The 22,125-nt window shown below is 37.2% G+C and carries 22 protein-coding genes; 17 read left to right on the top strand and 5 right to left on the bottom strand.

Translation table 11 applies throughout. The annotated features are described in order from the left end of the window. The first annotated feature begins 246 nt into the window (after nucleotides 1-246). Nucleotides 247-900 (top strand): TetR/AcrR family transcriptional regulator, encoded by a 654-nt coding sequence (locus tag DWA31_RS02085; RefSeq protein ID WP_114325010.1) that lies wholly within the window; start codon nucleotides 247-249, stop codon nucleotides 898-900. Nucleotides 901-1,236: 336 nt separating this feature from the next. Here DWA31_RS02085 and DWA31_RS02080 read toward each other — a convergent pair whose 3' ends face one another. Both DWA31_RS02080 and waaA read right to left on the bottom strand, forming a co-directional pair. Further along, nucleotides 1,237-1,986, bottom strand: a complete 750-nt coding sequence (locus DWA31_RS02080) for a 3-deoxy-D-manno-octulosonic acid kinase (RefSeq protein ID WP_114325009.1) — start codon at nucleotides 1,984-1,986, stop codon at nucleotides 1,237-1,239. Continuing rightward, nucleotides 1,983-3,269, bottom strand: coding sequence for a lipid IV(A) 3-deoxy-D-manno-octulosonic acid transferase (gene waaA, locus DWA31_RS02075; RefSeq protein ID WP_114325008.1), 1,287 nt, complete (start codon nucleotides 3,267-3,269; stop codon nucleotides 1,983-1,985). Before waaA ends, DWA31_RS02080 begins: the two co-directional genes overlap by 4 nt. A gap of 143 nt (nucleotides 3,270-3,412) precedes the next feature. Here waaA and DWA31_RS02070 point away from each other — a divergent pair, with 143 nt between their 5' ends. The 5 genes from DWA31_RS02070 to glpG are packed head-to-tail and all read left to right on the top strand — an operon-like array spanning nucleotide 3,413 to nucleotide 7,606. Beyond that, nucleotides 3,413-4,153 (top strand): alpha/beta hydrolase, encoded by a 741-nt coding sequence (locus tag DWA31_RS02070; RefSeq protein WP_114325007.1) that lies wholly within the window; start codon nucleotides 3,413-3,415, stop codon nucleotides 4,151-4,153. After that, nucleotides 4,140-5,348 (top strand): glycine C-acetyltransferase, encoded by a 1,209-nt coding sequence (locus DWA31_RS02065; RefSeq protein WP_114325006.1) that lies wholly within the window; start codon nucleotides 4,140-4,142, stop codon nucleotides 5,346-5,348. Before DWA31_RS02070 ends, DWA31_RS02065 begins: the two co-directional genes overlap by 14 nt. Before the next feature lie 17 nt (nucleotides 5,349-5,365). After that, on the top strand, nucleotides 5,366-6,391 hold the full coding sequence (tdh, locus tag DWA31_RS02060) for an L-threonine 3-dehydrogenase (protein ID WP_114325005.1): 1,026 nt from the start codon (nucleotides 5,366-5,368) through the stop codon (nucleotides 6,389-6,391). Nucleotides 6,392-6,398: 7 nt separating this feature from the next. Continuing rightward, entirely contained in the window at nucleotides 6,399-6,743 is a 345-nt protein-coding gene (glpE, locus tag DWA31_RS02055; RefSeq protein ID WP_114325004.1) for a thiosulfate sulfurtransferase GlpE, read from the top strand. Then, nucleotides 6,743-7,606 carry a rhomboid family intramembrane serine protease GlpG gene (glpG, locus tag DWA31_RS02050; protein WP_114325003.1) on the top strand — a complete coding sequence of 288 codons (864 nt, stop codon included), beginning with the start codon at nucleotides 6,743-6,745 and terminating at the stop codon, nucleotides 7,604-7,606. The genes glpE and glpG overlap by 1 nt, the downstream gene beginning before the upstream one ends. 155 nt (nucleotides 7,607-7,761) lie before the next feature. Here glpG and DWA31_RS02045 read toward each other — a convergent pair whose 3' ends face one another. Further along, nucleotides 7,762-8,139, bottom strand: coding sequence for a flagellar basal body-associated protein FliL (locus DWA31_RS02045; protein WP_114325002.1), 378 nt, complete (start codon nucleotides 8,137-8,139; stop codon nucleotides 7,762-7,764). Between the two features lie 550 nt (nucleotides 8,140-8,689). Between DWA31_RS02045 and DWA31_RS02040 the strand changes: the two genes are divergently transcribed. After that, complete coding sequence (locus DWA31_RS02040) at nucleotides 8,690-9,289, top strand: chorismate--pyruvate lyase family protein (RefSeq protein ID WP_114325001.1); 600 nt, start codon at nucleotides 8,690-8,692, stop codon at nucleotides 9,287-9,289. Continuing rightward, a complete protein-coding gene (ubiA, locus tag DWA31_RS02035) occupies nucleotides 9,282-10,145 on the top strand; it encodes a 4-hydroxybenzoate octaprenyltransferase (RefSeq protein ID WP_114325000.1) in 864 nt (287 codons plus the stop codon). Before DWA31_RS02040 ends, ubiA begins: the two co-directional genes overlap by 8 nt. Before the next feature lie 489 nt (nucleotides 10,146-10,634). On the opposite strand, the gene DWA31_RS02025 is transcribed toward ubiA, so the two are convergent. After that, entirely contained in the window at nucleotides 10,635-11,285 is a 651-nt protein-coding gene (locus DWA31_RS02025) for a response regulator (protein WP_114324998.1), read from the bottom strand. 11 nt (nucleotides 11,286-11,296) lie between these two features. Continuing rightward, entirely contained in the window at nucleotides 11,297-12,613 is a 1,317-nt protein-coding gene (locus tag DWA31_RS02020) for a cache domain-containing protein (protein ID WP_245942441.1), read from the bottom strand. A gap of 365 nt (nucleotides 12,614-12,978) precedes the next feature. Here DWA31_RS02020 and DWA31_RS02015 point away from each other — a divergent pair, with 365 nt between their 5' ends. The 9 genes from DWA31_RS02015 to DWA31_RS01975 all read left to right on the top strand — a co-directional run bounded on the left by DWA31_RS02015 (nucleotide 12,979) and on the right by DWA31_RS01975 (nucleotide 22,059). Further along, nucleotides 12,979-14,067, top strand: coding sequence for a TRAP transporter substrate-binding protein (locus tag DWA31_RS02015; RefSeq protein ID WP_114324996.1), 1,089 nt, complete (start codon nucleotides 12,979-12,981; stop codon nucleotides 14,065-14,067). 118 nt (nucleotides 14,068-14,185) lie between these two features. After that, nucleotides 14,186-14,356, top strand: a complete 171-nt coding sequence (locus DWA31_RS02010; RefSeq protein ID WP_245942440.1) for a hypothetical protein — start codon at nucleotides 14,186-14,188, stop codon at nucleotides 14,354-14,356. Between the two features lie 143 nt (nucleotides 14,357-14,499). Then, the gene (locus DWA31_RS02005; protein ID WP_168427268.1) at nucleotides 14,500-15,033 is read left to right on the top strand and encodes a TRAP transporter small permease subunit; all 534 of its coding nucleotides are present in this window, start codon (nucleotides 14,500-14,502) and stop codon (nucleotides 15,031-15,033) included. Further along, nucleotides 15,033-16,313 carry a TRAP transporter large permease gene (locus tag DWA31_RS02000; protein ID WP_114324995.1) on the top strand — a complete coding sequence of 427 codons (1,281 nt, stop codon included), beginning with the start codon at nucleotides 15,033-15,035 and terminating at the stop codon, nucleotides 16,311-16,313. The genes DWA31_RS02005 and DWA31_RS02000 overlap by 1 nt, the downstream gene beginning before the upstream one ends. Nucleotides 16,314-16,584: 271 nt before the next feature. After that, the gene (lexA, locus tag DWA31_RS01995) at nucleotides 16,585-17,217 is read left to right on the top strand and encodes a transcriptional repressor LexA (protein WP_114324994.1); all 633 of its coding nucleotides are present in this window, start codon (nucleotides 16,585-16,587) and stop codon (nucleotides 17,215-17,217) included. A gap of 567 nt (nucleotides 17,218-17,784) precedes the next feature. After that, on the top strand, nucleotides 17,785-18,954 hold the full coding sequence (gene coxB, locus DWA31_RS01990) for a cytochrome c oxidase subunit II (protein WP_245942439.1): 1,170 nt from the start codon (nucleotides 17,785-17,787) through the stop codon (nucleotides 18,952-18,954). 3 nt (nucleotides 18,955-18,957) lie between these two features. Continuing rightward, entirely contained in the window at nucleotides 18,958-20,559 is a 1,602-nt protein-coding gene (ctaD, locus tag DWA31_RS01985) for a cytochrome c oxidase subunit I (RefSeq protein WP_114324993.1), read from the top strand. 2 nt (nucleotides 20,560-20,561) lie between these two features. Further along, a complete protein-coding gene (locus DWA31_RS01980; RefSeq protein ID WP_114324992.1) occupies nucleotides 20,562-21,119 on the top strand; it encodes a cytochrome c oxidase assembly protein in 558 nt (185 codons plus the stop codon). Between the two features lie 55 nt (nucleotides 21,120-21,174). Next, the gene (locus DWA31_RS01975; protein WP_114324991.1) at nucleotides 21,175-22,059 is read left to right on the top strand and encodes a cytochrome c oxidase subunit 3; all 885 of its coding nucleotides are present in this window, start codon (nucleotides 21,175-21,177) and stop codon (nucleotides 22,057-22,059) included. Nucleotides 22,060-22,125 lie beyond the last annotated feature (66 nt).

The following is a 22,125-nucleotide window of genomic DNA, read 5'->3' as shown; positions in this document are numbered from 1 at the left end:
TATACGTCAACCTTAGTGGCTATTGTTACTCTTGTTGCTATTGTAATAGCTTATGTAAGTTTTTGACAAGAGAGACATTTAAAAAAAATCATTTAATATTAAAGTATTTACTCAAAATCATTTAATATTGACGAATTTTGGTAGTATGATAGACAGCTTATGATTGATTGATTTTAGATTATATCCAAGTGAATTCTTATGTCGAGTTTGCTTGGATATAATCCTCAACGGAAAAGAAGCAAAAATATGAAGACCCGTGATAAGATAATTCAGGCGAGTATTGCATTGTTTAATGAGCAGGGAGAGCGAAATGTTACTACGAACCATATTGCAGCACATTTAAGTATAAGCCCTGGTAACTTGTATTATCATTTTCGTAATAAAGAAGACATTATTTTGTCTATATATGAAGAATATGCGCGTAATCTACTTCTTGATACCTTTCCGCAAGTAACCAGTGAAGTTGAGCCACTCGATGCCATTATTTTATACATGGATTCTGTCTTTCAAACGACAATGAAATTTCGTTTCTTTTATAGTAATTTGCCAGTGTTACTTGGTAAAAGTCCAAGTCTTCGTGAAAAATACGTGGAAGTTCAGCACGCTATCGCTGAGCGGGTTAGCCAGTTACTTGTATCACTTCGTACTGCAAATATTATAATATTTGAGGATGAAGAGTTGGTCGATATGGTGAGTATTTTACGTCTTATTAATACATTTTGGGTGAGTTTTTATCAAACTCAAAATATTGTCAATGAAATTAATGATTCAGTATTCTACCAAGGTGTATTGAAAATATTAGTTATTTTACGCCCATACACCACAGAGGCCTCTTTACCTGGGTTACTTAAAGCGCGAGATATGTATCAGCAGCGTTATCAAGATGCATTATACCCGTAATCATTCAAAATGCTCGATTCAGAGTGCTTGAGCCATTCCAGTTTGAGGCGCATCAATTAAATCATGGTTATTCCCTATTTCTTTGATGCAACAATAAAATGGGATGGCTCAAGCGCTTCTACGATGGGGCTAAAAACGATTTATACGTCGTTATTGATTTTGATAATGGCGCTACATGGATGTAGCTTATTAGATAATGCAGGAGCACATTATCCGGAACAACCATTCCCTGCAATCAATGCCTTGTCAAAATCGTTTTTTTCTCCCACTGAAACATGCATTTTGAATGGTCACGGGTATAAATGTAGCATAGCAGCCGGTCTAAGTCGTTCATCTTCAGTGACTAAGATAGCCTTCAAGCAGTAGCCGCCAATTATCATCTTGCCAATGAAATGTTGGTAGTTTGTTAAACTCTTTTAAAAAAGAGCGTTGTAATCTTGCCATATTAGCCTGTTGCCAACTTGCTTGGTCATTTTTTCTGACCTCTCCGCGATCAAAATCAATTAAAAAAACATTGTCATCTTTATCTATTAAAATATTATGCGCGTTTAAATCATGATGATAAATATTATTATCATGAAAGCGTTTAATCGTTATGCCTATTTTTTTCCACAAAGCGTCTGATAAAGTTGTTTTTGATAATAATGCGACTAAGTCTTGAGCATGTTCAATACGGCTACTCAGTAGATCTGCGCTGTAAAACAATCCGTGGCGAGTAACTCGACAAGCAATAGGCTTCGGTGCAGGTAATGCCAATTTTTGCATGTAAGTCAGTAAATCAAACTCACGCGCTGCTCGAGTGTTTTTCTGTGAAGTAAACCAATAGCTGTCGCTGATTATTTTACCGATTAAACCACCGCGATAATAATGGCGCAATACCCAGTGCTTTTCTTGCTTGCTGGGTTTGCCTGAGTGTTTAACAAACCAAGTGGTACCACGCCCTTGTGCTGAGCCAGTGATAGTATTTTTCTTTTGCCAATAGCTTACATCGAGCATGTTGGGTACAAATGAATTAATTTCATGGCTATCGTAAAGGCAGTAGCTTTTACCTTGTTGAAAGGTTTTTATCTGTAAGCCGTTATTCATGACATTAGTTCCTGCACTTGTGACAATGTACGATCACTTGCGCCTTGATTATTCATCACAACTTGAAGGGCTTGCTTGCCTAATAATTCTGCTTTTGGTTTATCTTGTAGTAAATTAATAATCATTTTGGCTAGCTGAGATGCTTGCCTTGTACTGGTTTGATTTACGGGTAGTTGCACTATGCCTTGAAGTTGCTTTAATTGTTTTAAAATATCAGTAAAATTACTCATATCACTACCAACCACAATAGGTTTTTTAAACAAGGCAGGTTCCAACGGGTTGTGTCCGCCGATATGGCTAAAACTGCCACCCATGGTGACTATATCTGCTAAGGAATAAGCGGCCATTAATTCACCCAGGGTATCAAGGAGCCAGATGTCTTGTGACTCTACAGGATTATTATCACTGCGCTTAACCAGTGTAAAATCATGACTAAGACAAAGTTTTTCAACTGCATTAAAACGCTCTGGGTGTCTAGGAACTAGCACTAAAAGTAGCGTTGGGAATAGGGCTTTAATTTGTTTAAATGCCGTTAAAGCAATTTCCTCATCCCCTTGGTGGGTACTGGCGACTAACCAAAGTTGCCTGTTTTCAGGCAGTAATGCTGTTAACTGAGCTTTTTTGTCTAATATTGTGGTATTGATGCAGATATCAAACTTAAGGTTGCCAGACACCATACAGCGCTTATTGTGTGCGCCTAGTTGAAGAAAATTCGTTAGATTATCTTGGCTTTGGCATAATATTTTATCAAAACTATTGAGTGTTGGTGTAATCAACGGGCTTATTTTTTTATAGCTTTTCATTGAATTAGCAGACAATCTACCGTTAATTAATAAAAGCTTTATCTGCTTTTTTGCACATTGGTTAATTAGGTTTGGCCACAACTCTGTTTCCATAAAAATCATGAGTTTAGGTTGTAATCGTGATAAGAAAAGCTGTGTGCATGGGAGAATATCTAAGGGTAAAAAGCTATGTTGCACTCGTGATGAAAACTGTTTCTTTACTTGCGCTGAGCCCGTAGGGGTAAAGGTGGTCAATGTGATTGGTAGTTCAGGATAAGTTTGCAATAGCTGTTCAATAAGAGGTGTTAGCGCTATAACTTCACCGACACTAGCAGCGTGTACAATAATGCCATTTTTTTTATATGGCTTTGAAATTAAGCCAAAGCGCTCACTTAGTCGTTGGCGGTATTGCGGGTTACGGATTGAGCGAAATAATAACACCAATAATATAACAGGCAAAAGTAATAGTAATATTATTCGGTAAATTAGTAACGCAAACATAAATTGTTCTATAGTGAGTTTATGATAGATTATACCTAACTTTGATTAAATGCCTATTAATACTGATGAATATGCCTAGCCAACAAAAAATAAAATATTTTTTCCCACTTTTGAGCGCTTTAATGGTGACGTTAATATTTCTCATGTCAGTTAATGCGTATGGTTATGAAAAAGAAACCCCTTCGATAAGTAATGCACAACAAGTTAAATTCAAAGCAAGAGTCGACAATGATTTTTTACTCGTTGCTGACTATTATGCGGGTGGAAAAAGATCGGGTGGCGTTATTGTGTTGCATGATTGCAAAAGTGATCGTAGTCGCTATAGCACTATGGCGAATGGTCTTTTTCAACAAGGTTTACATGCCTTAGCACTTGACCTTCGAGGATATGGAGATAGTGTTTCACCCGCATTTTCACGAGAGTTAATTAAACAAAATGCTACAGACATTGTGAGTTATCAAAGTGAAATGGCATTGTTAACTACTTATTGGCAAGATGATTTGATAGCAGCTTACCAATTTTTACGTAGTAAGGTTGATTCAAGCCAAGGTATTGCTATTGTTACAAGCGGCTGTAGTTCAACTTATGGGGTTGCGTTAGCAGAGAAAATCTTGTTGAATTCTATCGTTATGATCACACCACAAATGACTTATGCGGATAAAGAGCGTTATAAAAATTTAATTGATATTCCTAGTTATTTTGTTACTTCAGCACATCACGCTGATAGCTATCAAGTTGTACAGGAATTATTCTCTTGGAACGGTTCAGAAAAATCAAAAATGCAAATATTCAAAGGTGGCCGTTATGGTTATCATCTGATTGCTCGTGAAAAGTCGTTAATTAATGACATTTCCCAGTGGATTGAATTAAATGTTAGAAAATAAATCAGCAACTTTTTATCAAAATATTCAAACACAAATAGATCAAGTGAAAGTTGAGGGATTGTATAAAGCTGAGCGAATTATTACTACCGCCCAACAAGCTAAAATAGCGGTAAATACTGGTGAGCAGGTTATTAACTTTTGCGCCAATAACTATTTAGGTTTGGCTAATCACCCTGAACTCATTGCTGCAGCAAAAACAGGCTTAGATGAGCATGGTTTTGGTATGGCTTCAGTGCGCTTTATTTGTGGTACGCAAGATATTCATAAAATGTTAGAGCAGGGTATTAGCAAATTTTTAGGTATGGAAGATACTATTCTATATTCTTCTTGTTTTGATGCTAATGCGGGTTTATTTGAAACCATATTAACCAGTGAAGACGCTATTATTAGTGATGCTTTAAACCATGCCTCTATTATTGATGGTGTGCGCTTATGTAAAGCTAAACGTTTTCGTTATGCTAACAATGATATGGCGGCATTAAAGCAAAGCCTTATTGCTGCTGAGGAGTCTGGAGCTCGTTTTAAGCTAATTGCCACTGACGGTGTGTTTTCAATGGATGGTGTTATTGCCAATCTTAAAGGCGTTTGTGATTTAGCGGATAAGTATAATGCAATGGTAATGGTTGATGATTCTCATGCGGTTGGTTTTGTTGGCGAACATGGTCGTGGTAGTCATGAGTTTTGTGATGTGATGGGTCGTGTTGATATTATAACTGGCACCTTAGGTAAAGCCATGGGTGGAGCATCGGGCGGCTTTACCTCTGCTAAAAAAGAAGTGGTTGAATGGTTACGTCAACGTTCGCGTCCATATTTATTCTCTAACTCGTTAGCGCCAGCAATTGTGAATGCTTCATTACGGGTACTACAATTATTGGCAGAAGGTGGTGAATTACGTAAAACCTTAATAGATAATACGGCTTATTTTCGCAACAATATGGAAGCAGCTGGTTTTACTTGTGCGGGCGCTAATCACGCCATTGTACCTGTGATGTTAGGGGATGCCAAAGTAGCAAGTGATATGGCTAATAAGCTTTTGGCTGAAGGAATATATGTTATTGGTTTTTCTTTTCCTGTGGTACCAAAAGGGCAAGCAAGAATTCGCACACAAATTTCAGCGGCACATACTAAAGAGCAGCTTGATCAAGCTATAACAGCCTTTATTAAGATTGGCAAAGAAATGAATGTGATTAGTTAAGGCCGTTGGGAAATATGATGAAATCTTTATCTAAATTAAAAGCTGAACCGGGCATTTGGTTAACGCGCACAGAACGACCGAAAGTAGGCCATAACGATCTATTAATTAAAATTAAAAAAACGGCTATCTGTGGTACAGATATTCATATTTACAATTGGGATGAATGGTCGCAAAAAACAATACCTGTGCCTATGGTTGTTGGCCATGAGTATGCTGGTGAAGTGGTTGGTATTGGTCAAGAAGTCAAAGGGTTTTCATTAGGTGATAGAGTCTCAGGCGAAGGTCACATTACGTGTGGTCATTGCCGAAATTGCCGTGGAGGTCGTACGCATTTATGTCGTAATACTGTAGGTGTTGGTGTAAATAGAGCAGGCTCTTTTGCTGAATATTTAGTTATTCCTGCTTATAATGCCTTCAAATTACCCGATGAAATTTCTGATGATTTAGCTGCTGTTTTTGATCCTTTTGGTAATGCTGTACATACTGCTTTATCGTTTGATTTGGTGGGTGAAGATGTACTGATTACGGGTGCTGGCCCTATAGGTATTATGGCAGCAGCGGTAGCAAAACACGTAGGTGCTCGTCATGTAGTTATCACCGATATCAATGAATATCGTCTTGATTTGGCGAGAAAAATGGGAGTTACTCGTGCGGTTAATGTTTCAACAGAAAGTTTAACGGATGTTATGGCTGAACTCGGTATGACAGAAGGCTTTGATGTTGGTTTAGAAATGTCAGGTGTGCCAATAGCCTTTACAAGTATGTTAGACAATATGAATAATGGTGGTAAAATCGCTATGCTAGGGATTCCTGGCAAAGAAATGGCGATTGATTGGAGTCATATCATTTTTAAAGGGCTAACCATTAAAGGTATTTATGGTCGTGAAATGTTCGAAACTTGGTATAAGATGGCGAGCCTTATTCAATCTGGTTTAGATTTATCACCTATTATCACTCATCATTTTGATATTGATGATTTTCAACAAGGTTTTGATGTCATGCGTTCAGGGCAATCAGGAAAAGTAATTTTAAATTGGGAGTAAACTAGCAATGTCTGACAAGAGCGCCTCTAATGAAGAACGTTTTATGCACATGCAAGTAGAAGAATTAGCGCAGGTGCTTAACGATAAAACTCACGTAGTAGTGGATATTCGTGATGCCACTTCATTTGTGAATGGCCGTATTACTGATGCACTTCACTTAACTAACGAGAGCTTAGCTGATTTTTTACGTGAAGCAGACCCTGATGCACCCGTAGTGGTCTGTTGTTATCATGGGCATTCTAGTCAGCAAGCCGCGCAATTTTTGGTTAGCCAAGACTTCACCAAGGTTTATTCGCTTGATGGTGGTTTTACGCAATGGCAATCACAATATCCAGATAATATTTCTCGCTGATGGTTGATCATGAAGGTTTACAGCCATTAGTACAGCTTGAACAGCATAATATAGCACTACTTTTTGCTAATTATTTAGCTACCTTAGGCATTGATGCTAAAGTGGTTAGTGAATCAAAACAAGCCCATATGGTTTATTGTCAACAGGATAAAATTTCTCAAGCTAAAGCTGAATTTGATGTTTTTATTACAAAGCCTTTTGATAAAAAATATCAACAAGCGGCTTGGCAGTATGGTGAAACGGTTACTATCAACAGTAGTGACGTGTCATTATTTGCTAATTTTAAAGAAAACTTCCTTGATCATGCAGGTATCGTAACCCTGCTAGTTTTTGCTTTATGTTGGTTGGTATTTATCGGCAGTAATATTGGTTGGGGCCAGTCAATATTTAACCAACTGCAGTTCTATCCTCATCTATCTATTGATGCTTTCCTTGCGGAGCCTTGGCGTTTATTAGGACCTGCTTTTTTTCATTTTTCTTGGTTACATATTGTTTTTAATACCATGTGGTGGTGGCAGTTAGGTGGCAGTATTGAAGAAGCATTAGGTAAAGGCACATTGATTAATATATTATTAATTTCAGCTATTTTTTCAAATTTAGGGCAGTTCATTGTCTCAGGAGCAAGCTTTGGTGGTTTATCAGGTGTTGTATATGCCTTGGTAGGCTTTATTTGGTGGTATGGCTATTTAGCGCCGGAAAAAGGTCTGTCTTTATCTAAGTCTATTATTGGTTTTTTATTGTTTTGGTTGTTGTTGGGTTTTATGGATATATTACCAGTAAATATGGCGAATACAGCACATTTACTCGGTTTAATTTCAGGGTGTTTGTTGGCCGTGTTTAGTGTGAAGTTATCTCGTAACTAGTTAACCTGAGCTCGGCTTAACAAATGTTTCTCTAGCAGCTGTTTTTACTTATTTCTGCGTTAAATTCACTTGCAATAGGCAAGCTATTGACGCGTAAATTTGCCTTGAAATAAGCAAAACTATCAAGCTAGAGATAGTGTAGATTAATTTATATTTTAATTATCTAACCATTGGGTGAATAATAATTTTTTGATCAAAGGCTGACCGGTTTCTTTGGTGAGTAACTCTTTTACTTGCTCTTCACAGAGTAATTGAATTTCAGAGCGGCCTTTAATGGATTTGACTTTAGCTTCAGCTTGTCTACCAATGATATCGATAATAGCATCACGTAGTAATGGTGAGTGATGCATAACTATTTCTAAGTTATCACTTTCAACCATTAATTCGACCGTGAGACGCACATAACCCATTTTTTTCTTTTCGGCGACATAATTTGTGACTATGTCCGGCTCAAAGCCAAAATAAGCATAATTACTAGCCTTAATGGATAGTGAAGTAAAAAAGAAAGATAAAACTATTAAATATTTGATCATTAGAAACTTATTGTCATCAAAAGAAAAAATCACTATTCATCTCACTCTGGAAAGCTCGTTATTCCGTAGGTTTTTATACGGAGCGTTGTGCATTAATCCTGAGATCCTCAATTTAGACATAATGAGGATGATGAAAGATGAATAAAAACATATAAAACGTTGGCTTTATCATAACCTGATTTTTTCTTTTTTCCTGAATAATTTTAAATTATTTTTATTACAAGTTGGGGTGAGCATGCTTTTCTTTATTAAAGCCTGTTACTATACCCGTTCCACTTGAAGATGCATGATTCAGCTGGAATTAGAAACGCTTTTAGGCAAGGCATTGATTGAAGAGAATGGTTACTCCCTTCTCAAAATCAATAACGCAGCATAAAACGCTTCTAAACCAGCCCTTTGGGGAAGGCTGAGCAAATCATATTCTCCTGAATAACCCTTAATAAAAAAATGCGCCTTGATTATGAATCGCTCAGGCTTCCTGAAACGAGCATCTTCAAGTGGAACGGGTATATACCCTTATTTTTGTCTAATTAATATTCGATAGTACGTTATGAATTTGCAGTTACTTTTTCCCGTTACCCTACCAAGCCATTGGCAAAGTTCAGATTCATGTGAATTGCCAGATAATTTACAATCTTGGTTACTTGATCCTGATTCACTGACGGCGCGCTTAAAAACACATTGTCATCAATTTAGAGTTGAATTGTTAGGCCAAAAAGTTGAACACTGTCAAGCATATGAAGCAGTAGCTTGTATTCCTGTTGGAGAGAAAGTGCTAGTGCGTGAAGTTTTGCTTTATTGTGACGATAAACCACAAGTTTTTGCCCGTAGTTTATTACCTATGTCTAGTTTAACTGGTGCGGAACAAGCATTAGCAAATTTAGGTACGCAATCACTTGGGCAGGTATTATTTAATAACCCATCGCTTGAACGAAAATTTATTGAAGTGGCAACGTTTGATTCAACTAGTTCAGTCGCTAAATTAGCGTGTGACTTACAGTTAAATATGACTCATACACTATGGGGGCGACGATCTGTTTTTGTGCTAGAAAATAAACCCTTAATGGTTGCAGAGGTTTTTCTGCCCGGTGCCTTCTCTTATCAAACAATTGAAAATTTAGTTACTAACCCAAGAACTGATCATGTTTAATAAGCTGCAACAAAAATGGTTAGCCATTAAATTAATCACGCGTATGGATAAACCCATTGGTACTTATCTATTGTTGTGGCCAACTTATTGGGCATTATGGATTGCTAGTGATGGCTGGCCTAATTTACATTTACTCATGGTTTTTAGCTTAGGCGTTTTTATTATGCGTAGTGCAGGCTGCGTAATAAATGATATTGCCGATATAAAAGTAGATGGTCAGGTTGAGCGGACTAAAAATAGGCCGTTAATTTCTGGCTTAATGACTAAAGCACAAGCAATTAATTTGTTTGGCGTATTGATTGGTTGTGCTTTAGGTTTAGTGTTAACTTTGAGTTGGCCAACTATTTATTTGTCTGTAGTTGCTTTCGTGTTAGCGTCATCTTACCCATTTATGAAACGCTATACCCAGTTGCCACAAGTGGTATTAGGGGCGGCTTTTAGTTGGGGTATGATCATGGCCTTTTCTGAAACAATGGGCGAAATTCCGCTCATTGCTTGGTTATTATTTTCGGCAAACTTATTGTGGACCGTTGCTTACGATACCATGTATGCCATGGTTGATAGAGAAGATGATTTAAAAATAGGTGTGAAATCGACGGCCATTTTATTTAACAATCATGATAAGCGGATTATCGGCTTTTTACAGATAACAGTATTGGGCTTGTTATTTACCGTGGGTGATATGTTAGCTTTTGGTTGGCCGTTCCAATTAAGTTTAGTGGTATGTGCTGGTTTATTTAGCTATCAACAATTATTGATTAGTAATAGAGAACGAGATAAGTGTTTTCAAGCATTTTTACATAATCACTGGGTTGGTATGATCATTTTTATCGGTATATTTATTGAATACTTGTAGGAACTGCTGATCTTTCGCAGTTAAATTTTGTTTGAAATAAAAATATCTTAATCGCGGCGAGTGGTGTGTAGCCTATTAGGCAATGAAGGAGCATATACCGATGTTACTTCAATATGTCGGATTCAGCTGGAGTTAGAAACGTCTTTAGGCACAGGTTCATAGTTCCCGACTGAACCTAAGTACCTACATCCATGTAGCGTCATTGTCGAAATCAATAACGTAGCTAAAGCGTTTCTAAACCAGCCTTACAGGGGCCCCTGATCAAATCATGTTCTTCGTTGCATCTCTTTTTAAGGGAACGACCCTTAATAAAAAGATGCGCCTTGATCATGAATCGTTCAGCTGCCCTGAAACGCACACTTGAAGTATCATGGGTATATAGTCCTGAACAACCACATGACAAATACTCTATCTTGTATAAATTTCCAACAAAGGCCTGCAAAAATAATCTCGAAAGATCAACAGACCCTAAGGGTTTGAAAAACAAAACTAGCTGTCAACTAAGCCATGATTAACGGCATAGCGTATTAAATCGGCCAAGCTCTCTAATTGTAACTTTGTTTTTATATTACGGCGATGAGCCTCAACCGTTCGAAAGCTAATATCGAGCTTTTTTGCTACTAGCTTGCTTGATAAACCTTGAGCTATAAAAGCTAGCACCATTTGTTCTCGTGTTGTTAATTTTTCTTGTTCTTCTCTTAATGGATTTTCTAATAATGCTGCTGCTACTGAAGGGCTAAAATGTGTTTTTCCTGACGCTACTGCTTTAATTGCTAAATAAACTTCAGCTGAACCAGTATCTTTTAAAATATAGCCTGAAGCGCCGGCTTGCATTGCACTGTTAACAAACTCTAAACTATCATGCATGCTAAAAATAAGTATTTTTGTACTCGCTAATTGCTCAGTAATTATTTCAGTAGCATCAATGCCATTCATATCTGGCATGCTTATATCCATTAATATCACATCAGGTTTTAAAGTAAGAGCCTGCGCTAGCGCACTTTTACCATCTTGTGTTGAGCCAATAATTTCAATGTCATGATAGTAGGATAAACAAGCCGTTAAGCCGTCTTGAACCATTGGGTGATCATCGACAAGTAATACTGACGTAGGTCGTTCATTTTGTGATGATATTGTCATGCCGCGCCCTTTTATTTAACTGGAGTTGATGTGTTAGTTTCTTTAGTGTTATACGAATTGCCTTTTTGAGCATTATTATTAAAATAATAAGCAAAAACATGGCTTGGAATTATAGCGGTAATACTTGTTCCCTCTTTTGAAGTGCAAACCTTAAGTTGGCCACAATGGTATTCAATTCGCTCAGTTAAATTACGTAAACCTATACCAAAAGATTCAATAGGAGCGCCTTTTTTATTTTTTTTGCTACCACAAAAGCCTATACCGTTATCTTTTATGGTTAACGTGAGCCGTTTATTTTCTATAGACAGGTCAATGGTAACATGGGTTGCTTGTGCATGCTTTTCGATATTAATTAACGATTCTTGAACGACCCGATAAAGGCTAATATTAATATCATCAGGGAGCAATTTACTTAATTTGGGCTTAGTTAAACTGATTTTAATGTGAGTTTGTTTGGAAAATTCTTTAGCTAAGCCTGCAATTGCTGCAGATAAACCTAACTCATCAAGCACTCTAGGGTGCAAATGATGAGAAATGCGCCGTACCTCTTGAATTGCTATCCTGAGATTTTTTTCGGCTTCTACTAACGGTTTTGGCTTTTCATGTTTTGACTGCATTAAAAATATTCCGGTTGCTTCAATAGAATACTGGATAGACACTAAAATTTGTACTATTCCATCGTGCAATTCACGGGAAACATGTCGATGCTGATCTTCTTGCAGGTTTATTATTTTTTGCCCTAACTCGTTTATTTTTTTATCGGTTTTTTTCTTATGGCTTAAATTAATAATCAACCCAAATAGGAAAATAATAAATATTGAGCTTAAAGAAATGATCAGGATGATTTGTTTTGTATTATTAATATGCTGATCTATTTTTTCCTGTATTGCCGCTAATTGTTGATTAACATCGTCTAGGTAAACCCCTGTTCCTAACATCCATTGCCAATCGTGCAAGTAAGTTGAATAGCTCATTTTACTCGATTTTTGTTGGTTAGAAGGCTTTCGCCATTGATAGTGAAGAAAATCACCACCGGCTTTTGCATTGCTAATTAACAGTTGAATGATTTTGTCGCCTTCATCACTTTCTAAATTCCACCAACTCTCACCAACTCGATGTGGTTCTTTAGGGTGAGCCATACTGATCCCTCGATCATCGTAAGCGAAAAAGTAACCGTCATCTCCGTTATACAATAATTTATTGATCAAGTTTTGAATAGCAAGTTGTTTTGATATTGACTCAGGCTCAGCATCAGGATGAATATGTTTTATTGCCGCACTCGCGAGTGAAGTATAATTTTTTAGCTCTTGTTTTTTTTGGTTGATCAAAAATGATTCTAAAATCTTTAAGTTATTATGAGATAGCTCTCGGTACTCACTAGATACGAAAAAATAAATAACGATAGAAGTAAAAATTACTTGTATCACTGCAATATAGAAGAGGCGAATTGGCAGAATCATTCGAAAATTAACCCGTAATAAATAATTTAATTAATCATTACAAATTTCGACATAGATCACTAGCTAGTATGTTATAAATTATAGTTTGCGACTTTAGTCTTAGGTGTTCTTACCGATAGCCATATGATGATTATTATACTATTGTAGGTATATGCTTAAAAAGCATAAAAAAGTTATTCAAAAAAAGAAAATAATAATAATTATTAAATTACAATAAGTTAAAGGATAAACAAATGAAAAAATCAGTGTTTTTAAAGGCGGCACTTATCGTATCGCTTGGTCTTTCTTCGCTTGGCTTGTCAAGTGTAGCAATGGCCGCTAATGATAAAGTATATCGTTGGAAAATGGCGGAAACATGGGGGCCGAATTTCCCTATTTTTGGTGAAGCAACTAAAAATTTAGCCAAAACGGTAAAAGAAATGTCGAATGGTCGCTTAATCATTCGTGTCGATTCATCCAATAAACATAAATCACCACTAGGTATTTTTGATTTTGTTAAAAGTGGTCAGTATCAAATGGGGCATTCAGCTTCATATTACTGGAAAGGTAAAAACTTCAACGCCTTGTTTTTCACTACCGTACCATTTGGTATGACAGCGCCAGAGCAATATGCATGGTTCTATTATGGCGGTGGCATGGAGCTAATGAAGAAGGTTTATGATAAGTACGGTATCTTATCCTTCCCAGGTGGTAATACAGGTAATCAAATGGGTGGTTGGTTCAAAAAAGAAATCAACAGTGTTGCAGACCTTAAAGGTTTGAAAATGCGTATTCCAGGTTTTGCTGGTGAAGTGTTAGCAAAATTAGGCGCTAAACCTACCAATATCCCAGCGGGCGAGCTTTATACTGCGTTAGAGCGTAATACTATTGATGCACTTGAATGGGTTGGTCCATCGTTAGATTTACGTATGGGCTTTCATAAAATTGCCCCTTATTACTACACAGGTTGGCATGAGCCGGGTGCTGAATTACAGTTCATGGTAAATGAGAAAGCTTATAACAAGCTTCCTAAAGATTTACAAAAAATCCTAACAGTAGCAATGAAAACCGCTGCTTATGATATGTATATTCAGTCTTACCATGAAAGTGGTAAAAACTTAGCAACCTTGAATAAAGATTATCCGAACATTAAAATGCGCTCTTTCCCTAAATCAGTGATGACAGCAATGAAAGAAACGAATGATGTTCTATTGAAAGAGTTTGCTGCTAAAGATCCAATGACTGCAGAAATTCTTAAGTCAATTCAAGAATATCAAACAAAAGTTCGTGCATGGACTAATTTATCTGACCGCGCATATTTAGACACTACTGATCCTAAGTAGTTTTATACCCATAATACTTCAAAAATCGAGTTTCAGGATGCCAGAGCGGTTCATGATCAAGACACATCTTTTTATTAATGGTCGTTCCCTTAAAAAGAGATGTAACGAAGAGCATGATTTGCTCAGATATCCCCGTAGGGCTAGTTTAGAAACGCTTTATGCTACGTTATTGATTTCGACAAGGACGCTACATGGATGTAGCTTATTAGAGAATGCAGGAGCTTATTCTCCTGAACAACCATTCTCTTTAATCAATGTATTGCATAAAGGCGTTTCTAATTCTAGCTGAACCTGCATCTTGAGGTTATATGGGTATCTATGTGTAAAAGCAGCTGCCATTATTTATTGATAGTGTGGTAGCTGCTTTTTTTATGCTTTAAATGAATCGTTGTTATAATAGATAAATGACAGAAAAATGTTGCGGGAAAAAAAATGAAAACTAGTTTAAAAATAATTGGCAAATTTATCGACATGCTTGGTAATTTTTGTAGTTTGTTAATGGTGTTAATGATACTGAATGTTTTTTATGATGTAATTATGCGCTACTTCTTTAATGATGTAAGCATTGGCATGCAAGAGCTAGAGTGGCACTTATTTGCTGCCATGTTTATGTTTGGTATTGCTTATACGCTAAAAGAAGATGCACATGTACGCGTAGATATATTTTATGATGCCATGACCAAACGTAAAAAAGCTTTCATTAATATTTTTGGTTCAATCATTTTTGCTCTACCTATCACGTTATTAATCTTTTATTACAGTATTGATTATACATTAGATGCTTACACTATGGGCGAGGGCAGTGGAGACCCTGGTGGTTTACCGCATCGTTGGATAGTACGCTCGGTTATCCCCTTATCTTCACTTTTTCTAGTTTTAGCCATTATTCATGTGGTGCTTAGCCAAATTCAAATACTAACTAACAATGATAGTAGTAATACAACGAAGCATGAAGGAGAGCACTAATGACTGGATTGATTCTTTTTGCCATTGCGCTAGTTTGTCTATTTTTAGGCTATTCCGTTGCCTTTACTTTTGCCGGTATCTCATTAATTGTTGGTGCGTTAACCTTAGGTGTTGAACTATTCGAATTCATGCCATATCGCATTATGAGCATTATGGAAAACACCATCTTAATGGCCGTTCCTATGTTTATATTTATGGGCATAGTTTTACAAAAAACAGGTTTAGCAGAACGTTTATTGGAATCTGCCGCGAAGCTATTTGGTGGTATGCCAGGTGGTGTTGCTATTTCGACTATTGTTGTTGGCGCCTTGTTAGCTGCTTCTACTGGTGTTGTTGGCGCTAGTGTTGTCGCTATGGGAGTTATTTCCTTACCTGTGATGTTGAAAAATAACTATCATCAACCGACCGCAGCAGGTGTTATTTGTGCGTCTGGTACGTTAGGGCAAATTATTCCACCTTCTATTATTCTCATTATTTTGGGTGATGTAATGGGAGTACCTGTTGGTGATTTATTTAGAGCGGCAATAATTCCCGGAATGTTGCTGATTGTTTCTTATGCTCTATACATAGTGATTTTAGGGAAAATAAGACCAGATTTTTGTCCTCCTATGATAGTTAATGAGAGTAAACGCGAATTATTAGTGCAGGCGCTAAAAGATATAGTGCCACCATTGACACTTATTCTCGCGGTGCTTGGTTCAATATTTACCGGTATTGCCACACCAACTGAATCCTCTGCTATTGGCGCTGTTGGTGCTGTTATTTTATCCATTTTCTATGGTGGATTTTCATTTGCTAAAATGCATGAAGTGTCAAAAGAAACGGTAAAAGTTACCTCGATGGTCTTTGCCGTATTAATTGGCGCAACTGCATTTGCGATGGTTTTTAGTTACTCAGGCAGCGAATATTTAATTGAAGAATTCTTTATGGAATTACCGGGAGACAAGTGGACCTTTATCGCCTTAGCGATGATAGCGATTCTTATTTTGGGCTTCTTTATTGATTTTATTGAAATCGCTTTCTTAGTGGTGCCGATATTAACACCAGTCGCTATTGCACTTAATATTGATTTGGTTTGGTTTGCTATCTTAATTTCAATGAACTTACAAACCTCCTTCTTAACACCACCCTTTGGTTTTAGTTTATTTTACTTAAAAGGGGTTGCACCAAAATCGTTTAAAACCACCACTATTTATAAAGGGGTCATACCGTTTATTCTTATACAAATAGCCGTATTAGTCTTAGTGCTACTATTTCCTGAATACTTGATATTCTCTTAGGGCAGGGGTGAGGCTTGTGATGTAATAAAAATCTCGGTTGCCTCTATTCTATTTAATAGAAAAGAGGCAATGATATCACTGCAACCCAAATTAGCACCTACAGAACCATGTGAAATTTATGGTGCTTTAAAAGAACACACTAGAAATGATTGGCGCCTAAAACTTAATTCAAAGAACAATACATCTCGTTATAAGCCAAACTAAGCATTGATTTTACAAAAATCCTGTATATACTACCAGTATAACTGTCAATATATACAGGAAGTCCTTCATGGTTGCTATTCACGAACTCAAACCGTTAACTAATAGACAACAACAAATATTTGATCTTATTAAAGAGACCATTAGCGATACTGGAATGCCGCCAACTCGTGCGGAAATTGCTAGATTTTTTGGTTTTAAATCAGCTAATGCGGCAGAAGAACACTTAAAAGCGTTAGCTAAAAAAGGCTATATAGAAATGCTACCTGGCACATCTCGTGGTATTCGTTTAGCTGAACAGTTTCTTGAAGAAGAAGGCTTACCTTTAATAGGCCGTGTTGCTGCAGGAGAGCCAATTTTAGCCCAAGAACATGTTGAAGATCACTATAAGATGGATGGCAGCTTATTTCATCCTGCGGCAGATTACTTATTACGAGTAGATGGCGAAAGCATGAAAGATATTGGCATTCTAGATGGTGATATACTTGCTGTGCATCAAACGACTGATGTACAAAATGGGCAAGTTATTGTTGCCCGTGTGGAAAATGATGTTACGGTTAAGCGCTTCAAGCGAGAAGGAAATGTCGTTTATTTACAGGCTGAAAATGAAGATTTTGAGCCGATTATAGTTGATTTAACTTGCCAAGAATTTAACATTGAAGGTCTTGCAGTTGGTGTTATTCGTAATGGTAACTGGATGTAGTATGTATTTACGAATTATGAGTTAATCATTTGTAAATACATAGAATGAGTATCGAAATATGGTACTCGTTTACATTTTTTAAAAGCTGTTCTGTTAAAAAGTTATTTTTTATATTTCAATAACCCCTATCTGCCCTTTATTAGTTTGTATCAAAATAATTGATACAAATAAATTACTTAAACATTTCAAAATATTTATTTTCTGAATGATGAAAATATTCCTCGCATATACCACTAAAGCCTGTACTGCTTGAGCCTGTGCCTTATCTTAGAGTTGTTACTCTATTGAAATTATTGATATTTATTTATTTGCAGTTGAAAAATTGTTTGACCTAGATCAAATTTTGAGTGATTCTAGATCTGAAACCTAACAAAAAATAACAGAATACAATAATAAAAAAGGCGTTAGTGTGCTCGATATCTGCCTCGCAAGTTAAGGTGTGCCATTTCACGTCGGTAAATTTAATAAAACAATAATAACTAAATTAATAGATATTCAGTTTAATTAGTTGTAATGAGCATTACAGCATTTCTGTTTTCTATTTTTAATAAATAGGGGAGAGGTTGAGTGAGTAGAGGTAACCAAAATTGGTTGGTGAGGGCTTGGCTGTTTTTAGGAGCTATGCTTTCTAGTTCAGCATGGGCAGATACACAGTTAAATCTAACTAAAGGGGTAACAGCAGTTAGTAGAGAGGTATATGACTTACATATGCTATCACTCTATATTTGTACTGCTATTGGTGTGGTTGTGTTTGGTGCTATGTTTTGGTCTATGATTTTTCATCGAAAATCTAAAGGCGCGAAAGCTGCTGACTTTCATGAGAGCACTAAAGTAGAGATACTTTGGACTGCAATTCCTATTGTTATTCTTATTGCTATGGCCGTTCCGGCAACTAGCACATTGATTAACATGGAAAATAATGACAATTCAGATGTTACTATTCAAATCACTGGTTCACAGTGGAAGTGGCATTATAAATATTTTGATGAAAATATTGAATATTATTCCGTGCTGTCAACGCCACGAGAAGAGTATGAAAATCAAAATGGTAGTTTTGACGGTAACGGCGCCCAGAAGGGCGAAGATTATTTACTTGAAGTAGATAAACCCTTAGTTATCCCCGCTAATAAGAAAGTCCGTTTTTTAATTACCTCTGATGACGTTATCCATTCGTGGTGGGTTCCTGCCTTTGCCGTTAAGCAAGATGCTAATCCAGGCTTCATTAATGAAGCTTGGACTAATGTTGATTTACCTGGAACTTATCGAGGTCAGTGTGCTGAGCTTTGTGGTAAAGATCATGGTTTTATGCCCATTGTTGTTGAAGTTAAATCAGTGGAAGATTATGACGCTTGGTTAAAAGAGCAGCATGAATTGACGGCTAAAACAGCAGATGCAGAAAAAGCGTCTTTAAGTGCTTCTATGGGCAAAGACAAGTTAATGCAGCTAGGTGAAACTACTTACATGGCTTATTGTGCAGCATGCCATCAACCCACAGGTGTAGGATTACCGCCAGCGTTTCCTGCGCTTAAAGCTAGCCCAATTGCCACAACAGGCTCAGTGGTCGACCACATTAATGTAGTCTTCAATGGTCGCGCAGGTACGGGTATGCAAGGTTATGGTAAGCAACTTAGTTTGAAACAAATAGCTGCAGTGGTTACTTATGAGCGAAATGCTTGGGGTAATGATACTGGTGATCTAGTGCAAAGTTCAGATGTTAAAGCGGCAAGCGAGGAGTAAAACATGACAACAGAAACAATAAATGAATCGCTTGATGATGCGCATAATGATGATCATCACGACCATAAAATGACTGGAATAAAGCGTTGGTTATACACTACAAATCACAAAGATATTGGCACATTATATCTATGGTTTGCATTCATTATGCTACTAACCGGCGGTGCTCTTGCAATGGTGATCCGCGCTGAGTTATTCCAGCCTGGTTTACAAATTGTAGAACCTGACTTTTTTAATCAGTTAACGACAGTGCATGGTTTGATCATGGTGTTTGGCGCGATTATGCCCGCTTTTACAGGATTTGCTAACTGGATGCTGCCTATGATGATAGGTGCGCCAGACATGGCGTTACCACGTATGAATAACTGGAGCTTTTGGATTCTACCTTTTGCTTTCGCTATTTTACTTGGCTCATTTTTTATGGAAAGTGGTGCTCCTAACTTTGGTTGGACATTTTACGCCCCATTATCAACCACCTATTCAAATGGTAGTACTGCCTTTTTTGTATTTGCTGTTCATATTATGGGCATATCTTCAATTATGGGGGCAATTAATATCGTTGTAACCATTATGAATTTACGTGCTCCGGGTATGACCTACATGAAAATGCCGCTATTTGTTTGGACATTTTTTATCACCGCTTATTTGCTCATTGCCGTAATGCCCGTGTTAGCGGGTGTAGTGACAATGCTGTTAACGGATACCTATTTTGGCACCAGTTTCTTTGATGCAGCAGGCGGTGGCGACCCAGTAATGTTTCAGCATATTTTTTGGTTCTTTGGCCACCCTGAAGTGTACATCATGATTTTGCCTGCTTTTGGTATTGTTTCAACCATTATTCCAGCTTTTTCACGTAAGAAACTATTCGGTTATAGTTCAATGGTTTATGCAACATCGTCTATTGCGTTGTTGTCATTTATTGTTTGGGCGCACCATATGTTTACTACGGGTATGCCGTTATTTGGTGAATTATTCTTCATGTATTGCACCATGTTAATTGCTGTACCAACCGGGGTTAAAGTATTTAACTGGGTTGCGACTATGTGGCGCGGCTCTCTGACCTTTGAAACGCCGATGTTATTTTCTATCGCCTTTGTTATTTTGTTCACTATTGGTGGGTTCTCTGGTTTGATGTTGGCATTGACTCCGGCAGATTTTCAATATCATGATACGTACTTTGTTGTTGCCCATTTTCATTATGTACTCGTAACAGGTTCGTTGTTCTCAATTTATGCTGGAGCTTATTTTTGGCTACCAAAATGGACTGGGCACATGTATAACGAATCTTTAGCTAAATGGCATTTCTGGTGTTCGTTAATTTCGGTCAATTTATTGTTTTTCCCTATGCATTTCTTAGGGTTAGCTGGTATGCCTCGCCGTATTCCAGATTATGCATTACAGTTTGCTGATTTTAATAAGTGGGTCAGTATTGGTGGTTTTGCTTTTGGCTTATCACAGTTGATTTTCTTAGCTGTTGTGATCAAATGTATTAAGGGTGGTAAGAAAGCACCAGCTAAACCATGGGATGGCGCAGAAGGTTTGGAATGGACAGTGGCAAGCCCTGCGCCATATCACACCTTTAGTACGCCACCAAAGGTTGACTAGAAATGGGTGAAGGCACAGAGCAAAAAACGGATAAGCCAAACAACGGTAAAGTTATTAAAAAGCTAGTGTTGGTCGTGTTTGCAATGTTTGGTTTTGGCTTTGCGCTTGTGCCTTTATACGATGTGTTTTGTGATATTACCGGTTTGAACGGTAAAACCAACGATGTTGGTGTAGCGTATGAAAATGAGGGTATTGATACTTCACGCACAGTAAAAATACAATTTATTACTCGGATGGCTAAAGGGATACCTTGGAAATTTGAGCCGATAATCAATGAAATACTGGTTCACCCCGGTGAAGTGAAATTTGTTAACTTTTATGCTAAAAATAAATCGAAACGCGATATCGTTGGACAAGCTGTACCTTCAGTTTCGCCAGGATTAGCAGCAGGTTATTTTCAAAAAATCGAGTGTTTTTGTTTTACGCAACAGCCGTTACAAGCGGGTGAAGAAGTAGAGATGGGCTTGCAGTTTTATGTTGATATTGATTTGCCGAGTGAAATCAATACGCTAACGTTGTCTTATACGTTATACGACATTAGCTCAAAAGTGGATTCATAGAAGCGTAAATATAAAAATTCTTATTTAAGATAAGAGAAAAGATAAGGGAACAAAAATGACTACAAAAGAATATGAAAGTTATTATGTACCAGCACAAAGTCACTGGCCAATAGTTGGCGCAGTGGCATTATTTATGATTGCTTTTGGTGCGGCTAATTATGTTACCGACCTTAAAAATGAAGCTAATGGTTACGGCGGTTATTTATTGTTAGCAGGTATTGCTTTAGTTATTTATATGCTAGTTGGTTGGTTTAATAATGTGATTAATGAATCAATGACAGGGAAATACAGTCATCAAATGGATCATTCCTTTCGACAAGGAATGAGTTGGTTTATTTTTTCAGAAGTTATGTTTTTTGCCGCGTTTTTTGGTGCACTGCTATATGCCCGTACGTTCGCCGTACCTTGGTTAGGTGGTGCAGGTAATAATATTGAAACGGGGGCTGTTTTATGGCCTGAGTTTACTGCCAGCTGGCCTTTATTGAAAACACCTGACGGCACAGAAACTACCGGTATGGGTTGGTTTGGATTACCCTTAATTAATACCGTTTTATTATTAACGTCATCGATAACCGCTCATTTTGCTCATGTGGCGTTAGAAAAAAATAAACGCCCGCAATTAAAAGCTTGGTTAGGGGTAACTATCATCTTAGGTTTAGCTTTCTTATTTTTCCAAGTGCTAGAATATTCTCATGGTTATTCTGATGAGATGCAACTGTATTTAACCAGTGGTATTTATGGCAATACCTTTTATATGCTGACAGGTTTTCATGGTATGCATGTAACACTGGGTTGCATTATGTTAATTGTGATGTTTTTTAGGATATTAAAAGGGCATTTCACTCCTGATAGTCATTTTGCATTTCAAGCGGCCAGTTGGTATTGGCATTTTGTAGATGTTGTATGGGTTATGCTATTTGTCTTCGTCTACATAATGTGATGCTAAATGCGTTGGTAAACACGTAATAACGGCATTGAAGGTACTCATTGACTAGCGTCAACTCCG

It is taken from the genome of Candidatus Colwellia aromaticivorans (assembly GCF_003333305.1).
Lineage (GTDB): Bacteria > Pseudomonadota > Gammaproteobacteria > Enterobacterales > Alteromonadaceae > Colwellia > Colwellia aromaticivorans.
The sequence above is the reverse complement of the archived record's forward strand: the minus strand, read 5'-3'. Positions and strand labels throughout refer to the sequence as shown.